Consider the following 17,629-nt stretch of genomic DNA (forward strand, 5'->3'; position numbering starts at 1 on the left):
CGCAATCCCCCCGCATTCATTTTTTTCTATATTATCACAATTCAAAGAAAAATGTTATTCGATTGTTTGCTGAAATTTTTCAAAAAACAAATCGGCTTCACCACTTTCAAAGCTATCATCCGAATTATCGGCGAGAGGCGGTAATTCATCTATGGAATTCAGGCCGAAGTAATCCAAAAACTCTTTTGTTGTCCCATATAAATAAGCCCGTCCCGAGCCTTCAGCACGTCCGACCTCTTTAATTAAGACTTTGGTGACAAGTGTATGAATGGGGCGTTCCGTTTTCACTCCGCGTATTTCATCAATTTCAGCTCTAGTAATCGGCTGCTTATAAGCAATGATTGCGAGTGTTTCCAATGCCGCCTGGGATAAGCCTTGAGTGCTTGATGTTTCGACTAGTCTTTTCAAGTAATCCGAGTGCTCTTTTTTTGTCGTCATTTGATAAACGCCCGCTATTTCGATCACTTGAATCCCGCGTACATCCGATACATATTCTTCCTTTAAACTTTCAACGATGTCCGTTGCTTGATATTCCGTAATTTCCAGGACCGAGGCAATTTGTTTGACAGAGAGCCCTTCATCTCCGGCAGCAAACAATAATGCCTCAAGAATCCCTTTCCAATTAATAACTTCCAACTGGTTCTACACCTTCCTTAGCAGCAATCATGATTTCAGAAAAATTACCTTCTTGTTCAACGATGATTTCATTAAGTTTCATCAGTTCCAGCACCGCCATGAAAGTAATGACGATATGCTCCTTGACCGGGATCGAAAACAGTTCAAAAAAACTTTTCTTCCCTTTAATGGACTGTAACTCAATCTTGATTTCATCCATTCGTTTCTCTATCGATATCTCTTGTTTCGTTACTTTGGTGTAAAGCGGCTTTTGAATTTTTTGCCTTCTCAGCAATTTTTGCAGAGCCCCCAACATATCATATAGACTTATATTCAACTCTTGTTTATCACTTTCCGCTTCTTTAATATAAACAGATAGATCACTTGGGGGTTTGGTGAACATCAAGCTTCTTTCTTCTTCCATCCCTTTAAATTCTTCGGCTGCATTTTTATACTTTTTATATTCTAATAGTTTTTCCACAAGCTCATCACGTGGATCTTCCTCAAATATTTCACCATCTTCATCAATCATTTGCTCATCTTCATGCTTTGGAAGCAGCATTTTACTCTTGATGGCAAGCAGTGTTGCAGCCATCACCAGATATTCGCTGGCCACATCCAATTCCAGATGCTGCATCGTATGGATGTAACCTAGGTATTGATCTGTAATATCAGCCATCGGAATATCGTAGATGTCTATTTCCAGGCGATTGATCAAATGCAGGAGTAAATCCATCGGACCTTCGAAAGCGTCAATTTTTATGTTATAACCCATTAAATTACCTCATTTAAATCTAATTGGCCGATATAGACCTATTTCTTTTACTAATCAAGTATAGTGGATTGCCGCCCTTTATCCAAATAATAATTTACTGTCCATAGAAAAGTTTTTATTTGGGATTACCGTCAAATGGGTCGGTGCCCAATCACATTCTGAAATCCAACATAACCTGGAAATGTAAGAATAGCAGAACAAAGGAGGTACTCATTATGGGTGCAGGTGGTTTTGGAAACGGCGGCGGATTCGCGTTTATTGTAGTATTGTTCATTTTATTAGTTATCGTCGGTGCTTCTTGGTGTTAATGGGAGACTGATGAATCAGCTGATTGCCTTGCAATCAGCTTTCTTTATTTTCCAGGAAAAAATTCTATGCTAAACTTAGTGAGTATACATAGCGGATGTTAAGCTATAAGAAAATGGCTTTTTGCCATACTTAGTTGATTCCATCAAACAAAAGGGGTGCTCCTATTGACTTACGCGGAAGACTACCTTTCTTTCCTTGTCCATTTCCATGGAACGAGGGATTACTTCGAATGTCATGAAATCCTTGAAGAATATTGGAAGGAAACCGCACCAAAAGAGCGTGACTCTCATTGGGTCGGGCTCATTCAGATTGCGGTTGCCCTGTATCATGATCGCAGGGGAAACAAAAAAGGGGCTGCAAGGACCCTGTCTAAAGCCTTGGCAAATCTCCACCTAAAAAAGGCCGAGCTCCTGAAGTTGGGACTCGATCCAGAACGACTGTTCAAATTGCTCGAGGATACCCATGAGCGAATGTTATCACAAAAGCCATATAAAAGCATCAATCTGCCAATATCGGATCAAAGACTGATCGAAAAATGCCAATCCATGTGTTCGCGAGAAGGATCCATATGGGGTGCGGATAGCGACATGACCAATACATCGATAGTTGATAAGCACCTAATGCGTGACCGTTCGGATGTCATTTCAGAAAGGGCTCGACAGCTATCCCTTCGAAAAACAAGAATGGAGGACCGCCCTTAAAGGCGATCCTCCATTCAAGCTTTCATATTCAGAAATCTTCACACCTGTCAAGAAAGCTTTCCGTAAACTCATTTGCTTTTAATTCTTTGTCAGGATATTGCTCCTTGATGGCCCTGACCATCGTTTTACCGATACCTTGCTTCCGGAAGGATGGATTTACAGATATATGTTGTATCTCAATGTGGGTTGGAGAGACTTCTATACCGATCAGGCCCGTAATCTCTTCATCTTTCCATAAGAACAGCTGTAGGTTTTCATCCGTTTCATAATTCTTCATCGTATTCCGAAGCGTTTTTATCTCTTTTTCATTTGGCATGAAAGATAATAATCCCATGGCAAACTTCTCATAACTTTTCTTATACTTAATCAACATAATATCCCTCGTTACTAAATAACGTTTTTATTATCTTCCTGTTTCCAATTAATTTGCTTTGAATAATAATCCTCACATATAACATTTACATCATACATAAAAATCCCGTTCGTTTCAACATCACTTTCAGCACTTGATTTATCAACGGGCTATGTGCTAAGCGATAAACAGCCAGTATACGATTCCCCATATCAAAGCGATAATAAGCATCATAAGTAAAAGAGTCTTATTACTTTTCCTCATCCCATACTCCCTTTATGAATGGTCCAAATATTTAAATAACGAATTCATTCTACTATAACTTAACACAATCTGACAAATATCCTTGCAATCTTGCTTCAATTTTACTACATTGGTAAAGTGATCTAGGTTCATAGAGTGCCATCTTAGGTATAAAAGACAAAGATACACCCAACTTCTTCGTTAAAATGAACGTAGCTATTTGGCTATAAATTTTTTTCAGGAATATATGTATCTTTTTTAGCCTTTGTTTCGTCAAATACTATGAATCTGATTTAAAGTGCCGCCCTTTAAATGAAAGATTCCCAATTCAGCAGGAAAGTTAAGGAGGATTATCATGAAAAAAATGAATAAATGGGTCATTGTAACCATTTTATTATGTCTATTATTGCCATATAAGGCTTTTGCAGATGCAGCTGTTGGTGAAATGATCGTCACACTTGGTGAGAATTTGACAAATGAACAAAAAAATATGATTTTATCAGAAATGAAAGCACCAAATGATGTTGAGGTTTTAACCGTTACAAATGCGGAGGAACATGAATACTTAGGAGACTATATCGCTAGCCGTCTAATCGGTACAAAAGCGATTTCATCCTCTGCGATTACTTTGGAGGAAAAAGGTACCGGTCTTAAACTGGAGTCGAAAAACATTAACTGGGTTTCCGATGAAATGTATATCAATGCACTGGCTACTGCAGGAGTAAAAGATGCTACCGTTTATGTCACCGCACCTATACCCGTTTCCGGTACAGCGGCTTTGACAGGAGTCATTAAAGCCTATGAAATATCTGCCGACAAGAAGATTCCTGAAAATGTGAAACAGGCAGCGAATGAAGAAATGGTGAAAACAGCAAAATTGGGTGACGAAATCGGTACGGAAGAAGCCTCTGCACTTGTTACGAAAATCAAAGAGGAAATGGCTGCAAATCCACCAGCCAATACTGAAGAGGTCCGCGAGGTTGTCGAGTCTTCAGCAAAAGACCTTGGAATCGCCTTAAATGAAGATCAAGTACAAAGTTTAATTGATTTATTCAATAAGCTAAAAGAATTGAATATTGATTGGAACGCTGTCGGTGATCAGCTGACTGCAGCTAAAGATAAACTTTCCAATTTTCTTGAATCCGAAGAGGGTCAATCATTTCTGGATAAATTGAAAGAAGTGTTCAGTAGTTTAATAGACGCAATCAAATCACTTTTCAGCTGATTCAAATAAAAAAAGGATGGCCAATGCCATCCTTTCAGACGTAGACAAACTCGATGAAAATCGAGTTTGTCTATTTTTATGCCTGGACAATTTGACCGTTGAGTTCCACTGCAGGCACTCGCTTTCCGCGGGCGGTCCGCCCTCGGCGCTATTGCGCCTGCGGGTCTCCTTTTGACGCGCTTTTTCCGCAGGAGTCTCGTCCCTTCCGTTCTAATTAACTATATAAAGTTTAGATAGAAACAATTCCTGAGGTCTTTAAGGTATTGCTATTGGTTATTTGGTTCGGGAACATCATTTGAGCAAAGTTACGTTTTCCAAAGCCCTTTTATTTACAAACTGAAAGGATGGCCAATGCCATCCTTTTTTCTATTCTTTATTGACGACTGCCGCTTCATGAAGGGCCAAGTCCAAATGGATAAGATCTTCGTAAGTTTCGCGTTTGATGACCAACCGGGCTTCTCCCTTTTCGGCAAAGACGACAGCCGGTCTCGGAATGCGATTGTAATTATTCGACATGGAATATCCATATGCCCCTGTACAAAATACCGCCAAGACATCACCGCGGCCGGCTTTTGGCAATGGTAAATCCCAAATCAACATATCTCCGCTTTCACAGCATTTGCCGGCAATGGACACTGTCTCTTCCACAGGGTCGAGCGGCCGGTTTGCAAGAATGGCATCATATTTTGCTTCGTAAAGAGCGGGACGTATATTATCACTCATGCCCCCATCTACGGCAACATATTTACGGACATTAGGAACTTCCTTTTCAGAACCCACCTTGTACAGTGTCACACCGGCGTCTCCGACCAATGAACGGCCAGGTTCGATCCAGATTTCAGGCATCACTAAATCAGAATCAGCAATCAGGTTCTGCACTTCCCTAACGATCTCCTCAACATATTGAGACGCCGGTAGCGGGTCGTCCTCTTGTGTATACCGAATCCCGAATCCCCCTCCGAGATTCAATACCTGTGGTTGAAACCCTACCGAATCGTGCCAATCACTCAGCTTGCCGATAATTTTTTGGGCTGCCAGAAGGAAACCGGTCGTTTGAAAGATTTGGGAACCGATATGGCAGTGTAATCCAAGAACTTCCAGAAAACCACTATGAAGCGCTTGTCGAAGGGCAGCTTCTGCCTGGCCGTTAATAAGATCAAAACCAAATTTCGAATCTTCTTGCCCTGTCAAAATATAATCATGCGTATGGGCTTCAATACCCGGTGTTACACGAAGAAGGATTTTCACCTTTTGTTCACGGTTTGTACAAATTTCTTCCAACAGTGTCAACTCTGAAAAATTATCGACTACTATACAGCCAATGTCATGATCCAAAGCCATATGTAGCTCTTCTTCACTTTTGTTATTTCCATGGAAGTGAATCCGTTCTGTTGGGAAATTTGCCTTAATTGCCGTATATAATTCCCCAGCTGAGACAACATCGAGAGACAGTCCCTCTTGCTCAGCCAACTGAATCATGGCAATCGAAGAAAAGGCCTTACTTGCGTAAGCAACTTGTGCTGAAACCCCCAATTCCTCAAAAGTTCTCTTGAACCCCCTCGCCCGTTCGCGAATTAACTCTACATCATAAACATATAATGGTGTACCAAATTGTTCGATCAATTCGATCGTGTCCACTCCGCCAATCTCCAGATGTCCACGTTCATTGACACCGCCGGTTCCGTACAAATGCATGATAGCCTCACCTTCCTGACTTAAAACTATTAATAATAAATGAGGCAGCCTCAAATAAAGAAAACCTGCTGTAAAGGGTCCTCTATATGATCCAGCCTCATCCGAATCAATTATCCCATGTAAATATTGTTCTCTATGACTGCTTAGTAGTTCGAAGGTAAAGACAGATTGGTTTAAACTCCAAAGAGCCATAGTAGCTTTATCTCTTTGTGAAGCCCAACTTTATCGCTTTATCCGAATAAAAATAAATTACCACAACTTTTCGACAACATCAACCTTTAGATTTTCTCGGCTGTCTATATAGATCTTGGGGATGTACAATGCTCGGACGTTCTATAGTACCAGGATAAGGTCTTCTTAATATTATATGTGACAAGGCCTTCGGCTGAAACGGGAGAAGCGGCCATAAATAAGGTGTATTTAATGTTTTTATACTAGTGAGCATGATCAAATAGAGTGTGATGCCTATGACTAAGCCAGGCACTTTAAATAATGCGACCAAGACTATCAGTGCTAAACGGGTAATTTTATTTGCAACTCCTAGTTCTAAACTCGGAGTGACAAATGTACCTATTGTCGCTACGGAAGCGTAGAGAACCACTTCAGGAACAAATAGGCCAACATCTATCGCTATCTGTCCTATCAAAACTGCAGCAACCAAGCCCATTGCCGTCGAAAGCGGGGTCGGGGTATGGACGGCTGCCATCCTTAAAAATTCTATCCCAATATCGGAAATGAAGATTTGGATCACAATGGGTATATGTGTTTTTTCATTCGGCCCGATAAACTCGAGCTTCTCCGGCAGGAGGGAAGGCTCTAAACAGAACAATAACCATATCGGCAGCAAGAATAACGAAACGAAAATCCCGAGAAAACGGACCCAGCGCACCAAGGTCCCGACGGCAGGTGCCTGCCGATACTCCTCGGCGTGTTGCATGTGATGGAAAAGGGTGGACGGGGTAATGATGACACTCGGTGAGGTATCCACATAAATAAGGACATGGCCCTCAAGCAAATGCGTTGCCGCCACATCAGCCCGTTCCGTATATCTGACAAGCGGATATGGGTTATACCTTTGCTTTACGATGAACTCTTCGATCGTTTTATCAGACATCGTTATGCCATCAACCTCAATATTATTCAATTCCTTTCGAACGATTTCTATTAAATCCGGATCGGCAATATCTTTAATGTAGCCGATGGATATATCCGATTTCGATCGTTCCCCCACATGCAGCATTTCGAAACGTAATCTTTCATCCCGGATTCTTCGTCTGGTTATCGCCGTGTTGATGATGATATTCTCGACAAAACCATCCCTTGATCCACGGACGACTTTTTCGGTATCGGGTTCTACTGGCTGTCTCCCGGGATAACTCCTGACATCCACGACCAGTCCTATTGGTTTACCATCAACAACAACGACGATTAAACCGGATAATACCTGATCAACAAGCTCATCCATCGTCTTTATTTCCTGAACTGATTGGTGTACGAGCAAGTCTTTGACTACATCAAAAACTTTAGTAGACACGATATCGGCATTTTTGTTATGAATGAGAGAATCGAGGATATCAATGATGTACTCCGTATCCGTCAGCCCGTTTATATAGTAAAGATGTACATCTTTTCTTAAGACCTTTATCTTTCTTACTCCTAAGTCAAAGCTGACGCCTAGACCTACTTTCTCTTCCATGTATGCGTCAACTTCCTCTACCCTACTCGGAATCGGCATCATGTTTTGAGGTTTTTCTGAAGTCACCATGACCACTCCTTTCCAATATGATTTCCACCGCTAGCTTCGTTATCGGTGCTCCTCTTTTAAAATCGTCCTGATGGGACATTTTTCCGATATCCCCTATCCCAACTACTATGGGAACATGTAATTGATCGATGCAATACACCGTATCTCCTGTTATCTTGCCCAGCTCAAATTCCTCGGCGCCGTATTTATCAACCCCGTTCGCTGTCAAATTACCATCACGGTCAATACAGATATCCACCTTGGTCCACTCTTCCCTTCTAGTCTTTGAAGCGACCGCTATCACGCCAAGGACATCAATATCAGGGTGTCCGGCAACTACCTTCATTGCCTGTTCGCCTGATCCTTCTCCTATAAAACCGCTATCATCAAACATGACCAATACAGGATCATACTTCGCCTTTTTTATTAATTCAACTAACTCCAACCCCGTATATCGTGATGGATTACCTTGGGACATGGAGATACATCTTCCCCCTATTTCCTTGGCTACATGCTCGACAGCCCGTTTTGCATACTCATCTCCATCCGTAATCAATATCACTTTTCGTTTGGTCACCATCTTGGGCCACCTTTCATCATCAGGAATAGTTACCTCTTACACTTATAAGTCGACAAAATAAATCCATTGGAATAATGATCCGGCTATTTTCCCCAATACGAGTGCCATTAACAAATAAATGATCTTCTCTTGAATTCCGATTCGTTTTGAAAGAACTGGAAATACATTCAGGACTTCAGTTAAGGCAGCCGCAAGCATCCCATTAAATATCCCGTCAGCCAAACCGATCGGAATTAAAAGAAAATGCGGAAGGGAAAGTTCCGTTTCCTGTAATCCTAACCATGTTCCTGCGACAACTCCGGCAATGATGGCTCCTTCATAGTAATGTATCATTTTCATTGTTTTTGTCAGCTGAGTCAGTCTTGGAATCACCCCAAGTACAGTTAAAAACGCTACAAAACCGGCACCTGTTGCAAACCCCCCGGCTAAACCGACAAAGATTCCGAAGATGATTTTACCGGTCATCAAGGTGGCGCACGTTTTCCTTATTTTCATTCATGATTACATAACGGTCCAAATCCTGCTGATAGTTGAACATTTCAACCTCGAGCGGACTAGGTTCCTCATTGAAGCGTTTTTTAAAGAAATGATTAAAAAATAGAATCATGCCCATACCAAGGCCGAAGCTATATGGGATTTGGATCAATAACGGCTTATCTTCCACTTTTCCCGTTATTATAGTAAAGATTTTTTGATGCACTTCCCCCATGCTGACATCCACATGAAAATTCATGATCGTCATCCCGCCGCCGACAAATAACAAAAACCAAACTAAAGCGAATGTCAGGTATGACATTTTCTTTTTCGAGAGGATGACTTCGATGATCGTTTGGGAAGGGCCGAATGTTTCCACTTCAATAGTCGGATCCACCTTGCGGATGGCCATGATAACTTGAGCTAAATCAATGACAATAATATTCTTATCTTCCTTCTTGACCGTTAATAATATGATTTCTTCAATTTTGGTAATTACTTCTTCAGGTCCAATTATCCTTGCAATATCTTTTATCCTCACCGTTTGATTTCCCTTTGCTTGTACACGGTTCCTCATCCTGATATATACAACTGCCATTATCATCACATCCCGACCTTTTATTTCCTTATGCTAGTAGTATGGATTGGAAGCAGTTTGAAAATGCAGAAAGTGAACCATGTCCAAATATTACTAATTTGAAACCAAAAAAAGACACGCTGCAATGACAGCATGTCTCAAACTGTAAACAAATTCGATTAAAAACGAGTGATCTGACCCAATAAAGTTAGACATATAATTTAAGCAGCTTCTAAGACCTGAGTTCGGTATTCTATCGGACTCAGGTCTTTTAATTTTACCTTCATTCGTTTGTGGTTATAGTAATGAATATAATCATCTAATTCCTTTTCAAAGTGCTCCATACTTTCAAACTCTTGGAGATAAAGCAATTCAGACTTTAACAAGCCAAAAAAGTTTTCAATGACTGCGTTATCTAAACAATTTCCCTTACGGGACATGCTTTGTATAATGCGGGAATCTTTTAAGGTTTTTTGATACTTCTTCATTTGATAATGCCACCCTTGATCCGAATGGAGGATGACCGTATCTTCTGGTTTTAGGTGTTTAATCGCCTCATCTAACATATCTCCAACAAGTTTATAAACAGGGCGTTTCATCACTTTGTAGGCAATAATTTCACCATTACATAAATCAAGGATAGGGGATAGGTAACGTTTCTCCCCAAATAAATGAAATTCCGTTACGTCTGTTACCCATTTTTGATTCATTTTCTCAGCTTGAAAATCACGTTGTAAAATATGGGGGGCAATTCGACCAACACGCCCCTTATACGAACGATACTTTTTCATACGGACTAAACATTTTACGCCCATTTCATTCATGAGGCGGTTGATGGTCTTTGGATTGTGAGAAAACCCATATTTTTTTAACTCTTTTGTGATACGACGATAACCGTAACGTCCTTTATGTTCATGATAGATAGACTGAATAGTGGCTTTTACCTTCGAATACTTATCTTCTCGATTCAAGCGTTTTTCCCAATAATAGTACGTGCTACGTGGAATATCAGCGACTTTAATTAAGGCCACAACCTCATAAATGGACTTTAGTTCATAAATTACTTGCGCTTTGATTTGGGTTGTAATTTTTCCTGCATTTGAACTAAAGTATTTAACTTTTTTAAATACGCATTCTCCATTTCCAGTTGTTTAATTCGTTCTTCAAGCTCTTTAACCGAACCTTCAATTTGTTTGGATGGATTGATATCTTTTTTCATGGATGGTCTCCCCTTTTTCTTAGAAATTAGGGCATCTAATCCATAGGCATTAACATTTATTCTCCATGTCCGAATTAGCGCTGGAGATGAAATATTAAACCTTGCGGCTGCGTCGTAAGAAGATATACCCGTTTCATTCATATAATTAAGTACATCCATTTTAAACTCCGTAGAATAACTTGTATAGGATTTCTTAAATCCATCGACTCCTTGAATTTGGTATAAACGAACCCATCCTTGAATCATTTGATACGAAACTTCAAATATTTTTTGAAGATCCATATAGCTGTGCTTTCCTTCAAGGTAAAGTCGTGTAATGAATATTTTCTGTTCGGCAGAAAAATTAGCCATAAAAAACACCCCGTAAATGTTAGTTTGGTGTCTAACATTTACGGGGCAGTTCAGAGATTGACTACAGTTTTTTTTTTTTGTGCAAACTTGGACGTTGATTGGAACGTAGGGCAATCGCTTTCCGCGGGCGGTCCGCCCTCGGCGTATTTGCGCCTGCGGGGTCTCCCTGGACTCGCTATTCCCGCAGGAGTCTCGCACACCCGCTCCAATCAACTATGTTTGAAAATTTGGATAGAACTCCTTTTGCCTACAGTCTTTTTTGTTTTAAAATAGATCTATTAAAATTTGAGGTGATGAGGATGCTTTCGAAACATCATCTTCAACGAGATCAACTTGAAATGATTACTTTAGATCAACTGGTGCCGGCGAACCATTTGGTTCGTAAAATGGAGGCTTCCATTGATCCAGTCATCATCAAGATGTAAAACCTTTATATGCGAAACGTAAAGAAACGATTGAGCATGTATTCGCAGATGCAAAAGAAAAGCATTGTATGCGTTGGATAACTTTAAAGGGACTTAAAAAATTGTTGATGCAAGCGATGCTTACTTTCGCTGCCATTAATTTAAAGAAGATGGCCACGTGGACATGGCAAGGTCCTAAAATCCCGTAACATAGTGACTCGAAGAGCCCAAATCTCTTAACCTTTGGTCAAAATTTCAAAGGGAATTTTAAAAGGGGTTCGGAATTTTTCAATTCCGAACCCCTTTTGCCTACAAACTGAGACACCTGCAATGTCAGAGATGTCTTTTTGGTTTACATTCAACTATTAATGGGTGGGGAAGAAAATCAGCTGAACCAAAAATATCAATCCAAAAATATATATGAGCGGATGTACCGATTTTCCTTTTCCGCTGAATACCTTCATTAGGGGATATGTGATGAACCCAATTGCAATCCCTGTAGATATACTTGAAGTAAGCGGCATCGTTAAAATGATCGCAAATGCCGGAAATGCCTCATCAAAAAGTTTCCAATTGACTTTAGCCAGACCTTCCATCATGAAACATCCCACGATGATCAAAACGGGTGCTGTGATTGCCTGAACGGAAGAAATTGCCGATATCAATGGAGAAAAGAAAATCGATACAGCAAACAAGATGGCCACGACAGTAGCGGTCAATCCCGTACGTCCGCCTGCAGCCACTCCCGTACTCGATTCCACATAGGCAGTCGATGGGCTTGTACCAAACATCGAGCCGACTGTAGTCGCAATCGCATCACCTAAAAAAGCTTTCTTGGCACGAGGGATTTTCCCATCCTTCGTTAGTCCTGCCTGTTCTGTCACGCCAATCAAGGTGCCTGTCGTATCGAAGATCGTCACAAGTAAAAAGGCGAAGACAATTGAATATAAAGAATTCGTGAAGACCCCAGCGATATCGATATCGAAAAATACCGGTGTCGGAGGTACAGATAAGACCCCATCGATGTCGAGCAAACCGATAAAGTAGCCAATGATTGCCGTAACGATCATGCCAATGAAAATGGCCCCTTTTATATTACGGGCCATAAAAATCAAGGTAATGAATAAGCCCGCTAACGCTAAAACGGTTCCTGGCTGATGTAAATCGCCAAGCGTCACCATCGTTGATTCATTTGGCACTATGATTCCAGCATTTTTCAATCCGATAAACGCAATGAATAAACCAATTCCGGATGTGATGCCGTATTTTAATGAGTTAGGAATCGCATCAATTATCATTTTACGCAAGCTAGTCACGCTAATTAATAGAAATAGCAAACCAGCAATGAAAACCGTACCGAATACGGTCTGGTATGAAAGGCCCTGTGCCCCCACCACGCTGGCAAAATAAGCATTCAAGCCCATCCCTGGTGCTATCGCAATCGGGTATTTTGCAACGAGCCCCATGATTAGGGTACCAATCACCGCTGATATGACCGTTGCCATGAAAACTTGTTCAAATGGAATCCCGATTGAAGACAATAAAGCCGGATTCACAATGAGGATATAAACCATAGTTAAAAATGTCGTAACACCCGCCATGACTTCTGTACGGACATCCGTCCCATTTTCTTTCAGGGAGAAAAACTTTTCCATAAACATATTTTAGACCTCCAGATCTAAAGGAATCACCGACAACCGTTTGCACGAAAAGACAAGGTGTCCTAATATTGTACTGCATCGACGTTTTTCCTGTTCATTATTCATTGAAAGAAAGACAAAAAAACGAATGAGAAACGCGACCTTTACTATAATATTCGTTTTTACCCCTAAATTCAACTAAAAATTCGGCCCCATCCCTAGTTTCATCTTAAATCACTTTTACTTTTTCCTAAAATATTTTCAGCTCAATAAAAAAAACCACATGAATCACTGATTCATGTGGTTTTTCATTTGCTGAAGAATCTTCTTCTCCAGCCTTGATACCTGAACTTGGGAAATACCAAGCCTTGCCGCCACTTCCGATTGCGTCTGATCTTTATAATACCTCAGGAAAACAATCAGCCTTTCACGTTCATTCAATTCATGTATGGCTTCTTTCAAAGCGATTTGATCGAACCAGGATGTTTCATTATGGTCGGCAATCTGGTCAAGAAGAGTAATCGGATCTCCATCATTTTCGTAAACCGTTTCATGGATCGATGAAGGGCTCCTGCTAGCTTCTTGGGCCATGATGATTTCCTCTGGCGACAGCTCTAGATGTTCCGCCAATTCATTGACAGTCGGAACGCGGCCATACGTCTTTGAAAGTTCCTCTTTGGCCCTGCGAATTTTATTCGCCATTTCCTTTAATGACCGGCTTACTTTAACCGTTCCGTCATCACGGATAAAACGTTGGATTTCACCAATGATCATAGGCACAGCATACGTTGAGAATTTCACTTCAAACGATAAGTCAAATTTATCCACGGACTTCAACAGACCTATACAGCCTATTTGATAAAGGTCATCCGGTTCGTAACCTCGATTGAGGAATCTTTGCACTACTGACCATACAAGCCTCAGATTGCTATTGACAATCAGATTCCTTGCATCTTGGTCACCGCTCTGGCTGCGTTGGATTAAATTCCGCAATTCCTCATCTTTTAAATGGGGCTGGCCTTTCTTGCTCTTCTCGTTTTTAACCTCCACATCCATATGCAAGTCTCCCTTAATTGCACAAAGCTCTGCTTGTAGTTAAGTGCTTTTTTAATCGAATGATCGTGCCTTCGCCCTTATGGGAAATTATATTGATTTCATCCATGAAGTTTTCCATGATGGTGAATCCCATACCGGAACGTTCAAGTTCGGGTTTTGTCGTAAATAACGGCTGTTTAGCCTCCTCGACGTCTTCAATGCCCAGTCCTTCATCCCGGATGGTCAATTCCACAGTATCGCCTTCGATGACCACTGAAATGTAGACCCAACCTTCCGGGTCACTCTCATACCCATGGATGATCGAATTCGTAACGGCTTCTGACACGACAGTCTTGATCTCTGTCAATTCATCCATCGTCGGGTCCAATTGGGCAATGAATGCCGCAACAGTTACCCTGGCAAAAGATTCATTTTGGCTAAGTGCAGAAAATTTCGTTTCCATTTTATTTTTCATATTAGGCAACCCCCAGTCTTTGCAAAGCGTTTTTTTCGGATAGTTCCATTTTAACAATTTTAAACAACCCTGACATCTCAAATAACCGCTTTACTGCTGGAGAAATTGCACAGACCACCATTTCACCTTGCTTTTTGTTTACCTGCTTATAACGGCCCAAAATAACCCCGAGCCCTGAACTGTCCATAAAATCCAATTCTTCCATGTTGAGGATGATATGCTTGATATTATGCTTTTGAATGGCTGCCTCTGCCTGATTTTTCAATTTTTCTGCTGTATGATGATCTAAATCACCTTTGAGACGAATGCACAATACGCGATTTTTCGCCTCCATATTAATCGTAAGACTCATTATATACAGCCTCCTTCACTGTCTTATAAAGAGTCAAATTCTCTTTTTCACCTGCCGATTCCTCCTTACTAGCAAAACTAGTGGAGTTTCGCCTAAATTAGTACGATTAACAGGCAATGCGACAATTTATTCTATTTCGCCTGGGTAAACATGCCGAAAGCCCGTTTATACAATTGCCACCAGCTGGCATTATCAACAGTTTCCTTCGCAACAATTGGAGATTCGACATATACCTTACCGTTTTTCTTCAATTCAAGTGTACCAATTTCATCACCTTTTTTAATCGGGGCATCCAAATCTTTATCAAGCGTGATTTTTTTTGTAAAGTCCTTTGCCGTTCCGTTTTTGGCTGTCAAAACTGAAATAGGTTCACTTGTGACGCCCACCACGGTTTTCTTTTGCCCTTTACTTACCTTGGCTTCACCTAACACCTCACCGCGTTTATAAATAGGGTATGTGATGTATTGTGAAAATGCATAATCTAACATCTTGGTAACCTGAGCGTTTCGTTCCTTTGGAGAAACGGCTCCGAAAACGACGGCAATGACACGCATATTCCCTTTTTTGGCAGTCGCTGTCAAACAATATTTCGCTTCATTTGTGAATCCTGTTTTCAGTCCATCGACCCCAGGATAAAATTTCACTAACCTATTTGTGTTGACAAGCCAAAATTTCTTTTCGGTATTTTCACGGAGATAATCTTCATATGTACCCGTGAACCTTGTAATCGTATCGTATTTCAATAATTCCTTCGCCATGATCGACATATCATGTGCTGAACTGTAATGATCTTTAACAGGAAGTCCTGTTGCGTTTTGGAACTTTGTATTTTTCAACCCGAGGTCTTTCGCCTTTTTGTTCATTTCCCTGACAAACTCTTCTTCCGATCCAGCTAGACGTTCAGCCATCGCCACCGATGCATCATTCGCCGAACCAATCGAGATGCCTTTAAGCATTTGTTCCGTGGTCATTTCTTCACCTGGCTCGAGGAAGATCTGGGAACCGCCCATTGACGCTGCATACTCACTAGTCCTGATTTTCTCCTTCATGCTGAGTTCGCCTTTATCGATCGCTTCCATGATCAGCAGCATCGTCATGATTTTCGTCATGCTTGCCGGTGAAAGGCGATCGTCTGCATTTTTATCATAGAGAACAGTACCTGTATCCCGTTCAATCAAAATAGCGGATTTAGCATTTGCCGCCAGTTCGACTCCTTTTTCTTCAGCTGCTTTTGTATGCGGGATGTTAAAACCCAATGCTACCAAAACGGTTAAAAATACAGAAAGAATCCGCTTCATCTCCATACCCTCCAATCTTTATATTTTTTATTTTTTCCATTAAACCCATTTTTATACAAATAAAGATGAATTTTGAACATATACTGGATATAGGGTAACAAAGTGAACCAAATTAAAAGAGGATGCGCATGGGCATCCTCTTTTAAGAATTCAATGGGATAAACGTAAAAAGGCCGCTCAAAAGCGCGGCCTTTTTTTGGGAAATGTTTATTCCATGATCTCTTTATAGATCAATGTAGGTTTTTCTATTTTCTCTTTTGAAATCGCAATACTTTCATACAATTTTTCTTTCACCTTTGAAACATCTTCGAAATTGCTGTAAATCGTCACAAGTGATTCACCTTTTGCCACGGTTTCCCCGATTTTTTTGCGAAGTACCAGTCCGACTGCCAAATCAATCTCTGATTCTTTTGTCGCCCGCCCGGCGCCTAACAGCATGGCTGCCGTTCCTACTTCATCAGCGATGATTTCCGATACATATCCGTCCTCTTTCGCTTCCAGCTCGAAAGTATGAGCAGCCTGCGGTAGTTTTTCCGGCTGATCTACAACCGAACCATCGCCTCCCTGCGCTTCTAGGAAAATCTTGAATGAGTTAAGTGCAGAACCATCCTTGATCGCATTTTCCAGCAAGGTTCTTGCTTCTTCCAGCGAGCTTGCCTTTTTGGCAAGGTATACCATATGGCTTCCCAGTGTTAAAGAAAGTTCCGTTAAATCTTCCGGTCCCTCTCCTTTAAGTGTATCGATGGCTTCCTTCACTTCTAAAGCATTTCCGATAGCGTAACCCAACGGTTGGCTCATATCGGAAATGACAGCCATCGTGTTTCGTCCCACGTTGTTTCCGATACTAACCATTGCATGCGCCAATTCTTCGGAATCTTCGAGAGTTTTCATGAAAGCGCCCGCTCCCGTTTTAACATCAAGTACGATTGCATCAGCACCAGCGGCGATTTTCTTACTCATGATCGAACCAGCAATCAAACCGATACTGTTAACGGTACCCGTAACATCGCGCAATGCATATAACTTTTTGTCGGCCGGAGTCAGGTTACCACTTTGCCCAATGACAGCTATCTTATTTTTATTGACAAGTCTGATGAACTCGTCATTTTCTATTTCGACATGAAATCCTTTTACAGACTCCAACTTATCGATCGTCCCGCCTGTATGGCCAAGACCGCGTCCTGACATCTTTGCCACTGGAACACCAACAGCAGCAACCAATGGTCCAAGCACTAGAGTTGTGGTATCACCCACACCGCCTGTTGAATGTTTATCGACCTTAATTCCTTCAATCATCGATAAATCAATTTGATCTCCCGATTCGACCATTGCCATGGTTAGATCAGCACGTTCCTGCTCATTCATGCCTTTAAAATAAACAGCCATTGACCAAGCGCTCATTTGGTAATCCGGAATTGATCCATCGGTAAACCCATTGATGATGAACTGTATTTCTTCTGTAGTAAGAGCCTTTCCATCACGCTTTTTCTCGATTAAATCTACCATTCTCATATTAGAATCCCCACTTTTTAAAGACACCGATTTTCTTTAGGTGTACTTGTATT

General features: G+C 41.1%; 19 protein-coding genes and 1 pseudogene. 5 read left to right on the forward strand and 15 right to left on the reverse strand.

Annotation, left to right across the window (positions count from 1 at the left end; translation table 11 throughout):
• Positions 1-54: 54 nt before the first annotated feature.
• Together scpB and NYE65_RS02690 are read right to left on the reverse strand one after the other, a co-directional pair.
• Positions 55-636 (reverse strand): SMC-Scp complex subunit ScpB, encoded by a 582-nt coding sequence (gene scpB / locus NYE65_RS02685; RefSeq protein WP_034308120.1) that lies wholly within the window; start codon positions 634-636, stop codon positions 55-57.
• Complete coding sequence (locus tag NYE65_RS02690) at positions 623-1,390, reverse strand: segregation/condensation protein A (RefSeq protein ID WP_264638996.1); 768 nt, start codon at positions 1,388-1,390, stop codon at positions 623-625. Before NYE65_RS02690 ends, scpB begins: the two co-directional genes overlap by 14 nt.
• A 215-nt stretch (positions 1,391-1,605) precedes the next feature.
• Between NYE65_RS02690 and NYE65_RS02695 the strand changes: the two genes are divergently transcribed.
• Positions 1,606-1,698, forward strand: coding sequence for a YjcZ family sporulation protein (locus tag NYE65_RS02695; RefSeq protein ID WP_072273196.1), 93 nt, complete (start codon positions 1,606-1,608; stop codon positions 1,696-1,698).
• 165 nt (positions 1,699-1,863) lie between these two features.
• Complete coding sequence (locus NYE65_RS02700) at positions 1,864-2,400, forward strand: DUF309 domain-containing protein (RefSeq protein WP_340859796.1); 537 nt, start codon at positions 1,864-1,866, stop codon at positions 2,398-2,400.
• Between the two features lie 28 nt (positions 2,401-2,428).
• On the opposite strand, the gene NYE65_RS02705 is transcribed toward NYE65_RS02700, so the two are convergent.
• Positions 2,429-2,773, reverse strand: coding sequence for a GNAT family N-acetyltransferase (locus NYE65_RS02705; protein WP_034308124.1), 345 nt, complete (start codon positions 2,771-2,773; stop codon positions 2,429-2,431).
• Between the two features lie 586 nt (positions 2,774-3,359).
• Here NYE65_RS02705 and NYE65_RS02710 point away from each other — a divergent pair.
• Positions 3,360-4,220 carry a DUF1002 domain-containing protein gene (locus NYE65_RS02710; protein ID WP_412762705.1) on the forward strand — a complete coding sequence of 287 codons (861 nt, stop codon included), beginning with the start codon at positions 3,360-3,362 and terminating at the stop codon, positions 4,218-4,220.
• A gap of 366 nt (positions 4,221-4,586) precedes the next feature.
• Here NYE65_RS02710 and lysA read toward each other — a convergent pair whose 3' ends face one another.
• The 6 genes from lysA to NYE65_RS02740 form a co-directional block, all read right to left on the reverse strand.
• Positions 4,587-5,915: a diaminopimelate decarboxylase gene (gene lysA / locus NYE65_RS02715; RefSeq protein WP_340862080.1), complete on the reverse strand. Its 1,329-nt coding sequence runs from the start codon at positions 5,913-5,915 to the stop codon at positions 4,587-4,589.
• 271 nt (positions 5,916-6,186) lie between these two features.
• Complete coding sequence (locus NYE65_RS02720; RefSeq protein ID WP_340862081.1) at positions 6,187-7,653, reverse strand: spore germination protein; 1,467 nt, start codon at positions 7,651-7,653, stop codon at positions 6,187-6,189.
• The gene (locus tag NYE65_RS02725) at positions 7,634-8,239 is read right to left on the reverse strand and encodes a stage V sporulation protein AE (RefSeq protein ID WP_264641427.1); all 606 of its coding nucleotides are present in this window, start codon (positions 8,237-8,239) and stop codon (positions 7,634-7,636) included. The genes NYE65_RS02720 and NYE65_RS02725 overlap by 20 nt, the downstream gene beginning before the upstream one ends.
• A 42-nt stretch (positions 8,240-8,281) precedes the next feature.
• Positions 8,282-8,704: a stage V sporulation protein AB gene (locus NYE65_RS02730; RefSeq protein WP_034308131.1), complete on the reverse strand. Its 423-nt coding sequence runs from the start codon at positions 8,702-8,704 to the stop codon at positions 8,282-8,284.
• Positions 8,694-9,311 carry a stage V sporulation protein AA gene (locus tag NYE65_RS02735; RefSeq protein WP_063590672.1) on the reverse strand — a complete coding sequence of 206 codons (618 nt, stop codon included), beginning with the start codon at positions 9,309-9,311 and terminating at the stop codon, positions 8,694-8,696. The genes NYE65_RS02730 and NYE65_RS02735 overlap by 11 nt, the downstream gene beginning before the upstream one ends.
• 200 nt (positions 9,312-9,511) lie before the next feature.
• Positions 9,512-10,860 (reverse strand): IS3 family transposase gene (locus NYE65_RS02740; RefSeq protein WP_340859554.1). Its coding sequence is split into 2 segments (ribosomal slippage): positions 9,512-10,401 and positions 10,401-10,860, totalling 1,350 coding nucleotides; the frame shifts between segments, so codons are not numbered across the junction.
• Between the two features lie 299 nt (positions 10,861-11,159).
• Here NYE65_RS02740 and NYE65_RS02745 point away from each other — a divergent pair.
• Both NYE65_RS02745 and NYE65_RS02750 read left to right on the forward strand, forming a co-directional pair.
• Entirely contained in the window at positions 11,160-11,285 is a 126-nt protein-coding gene (locus NYE65_RS02745; protein ID WP_255256748.1) for a hypothetical protein, read from the forward strand.
• Positions 11,285-11,473 (forward strand): annotated as a pseudogene (locus NYE65_RS02750) (transposase); the annotation flags it as partial. The gene NYE65_RS02745 and the pseudogene NYE65_RS02750, both read left to right, overlap by 1 nt.
• Before the next feature lie 156 nt (positions 11,474-11,629).
• On the opposite strand, the gene NYE65_RS02755 reads toward NYE65_RS02750, so the two are convergent.
• The 6 genes from NYE65_RS02755 to NYE65_RS02780 all read right to left on the reverse strand — a co-directional run bounded on the left by NYE65_RS02755 (position 11,630) and on the right by NYE65_RS02780 (position 17,576).
• Entirely contained in the window at positions 11,630-12,919 is a 1,290-nt protein-coding gene (locus tag NYE65_RS02755) for an NCS2 family permease (RefSeq protein WP_340862082.1), read from the reverse strand.
• Between the two features lie 273 nt (positions 12,920-13,192).
• Positions 13,193-13,960, reverse strand: coding sequence for an RNA polymerase sporulation sigma factor SigF (gene sigF, locus NYE65_RS02760; RefSeq protein WP_034308137.1), 768 nt, complete (start codon positions 13,958-13,960; stop codon positions 13,193-13,195).
• 13 nt (positions 13,961-13,973) lie between these two features.
• Positions 13,974-14,414 carry an anti-sigma F factor gene (gene spoIIAB, locus NYE65_RS02765; RefSeq protein ID WP_034308139.1) on the reverse strand — a complete coding sequence of 147 codons (441 nt, stop codon included), beginning with the start codon at positions 14,412-14,414 and terminating at the stop codon, positions 13,974-13,976.
• A gap of 1 nt (position 14,415) precedes the next feature.
• A complete protein-coding gene (gene spoIIAA / locus NYE65_RS02770; protein WP_034308142.1) occupies positions 14,416-14,766 on the reverse strand; it encodes an anti-sigma F factor antagonist in 351 nt (116 codons plus the stop codon).
• Positions 14,767-14,897: 131 nt separating this feature from the next.
• Entirely contained in the window at positions 14,898-16,064 is a 1,167-nt protein-coding gene (locus NYE65_RS02775; RefSeq protein WP_034308145.1) for a D-alanyl-D-alanine carboxypeptidase family protein, read from the reverse strand.
• A 207-nt stretch (positions 16,065-16,271) separates the two neighbouring features.
• Positions 16,272-17,576, reverse strand: a complete 1,305-nt coding sequence (locus tag NYE65_RS02780) for a pyrimidine-nucleoside phosphorylase (protein ID WP_048680161.1) — start codon at positions 17,574-17,576, stop codon at positions 16,272-16,274.
• Positions 17,577-17,629 lie beyond the last annotated feature (53 nt).

The sequence above is a fragment of the Peribacillus sp. FSL R5-0717 genome (genome assembly GCF_038002945.1).
In the GTDB taxonomy this organism is placed as follows: Bacteria; Bacillota; Bacilli; order Bacillales; family DSM-1321; genus Peribacillus; species Peribacillus frigoritolerans.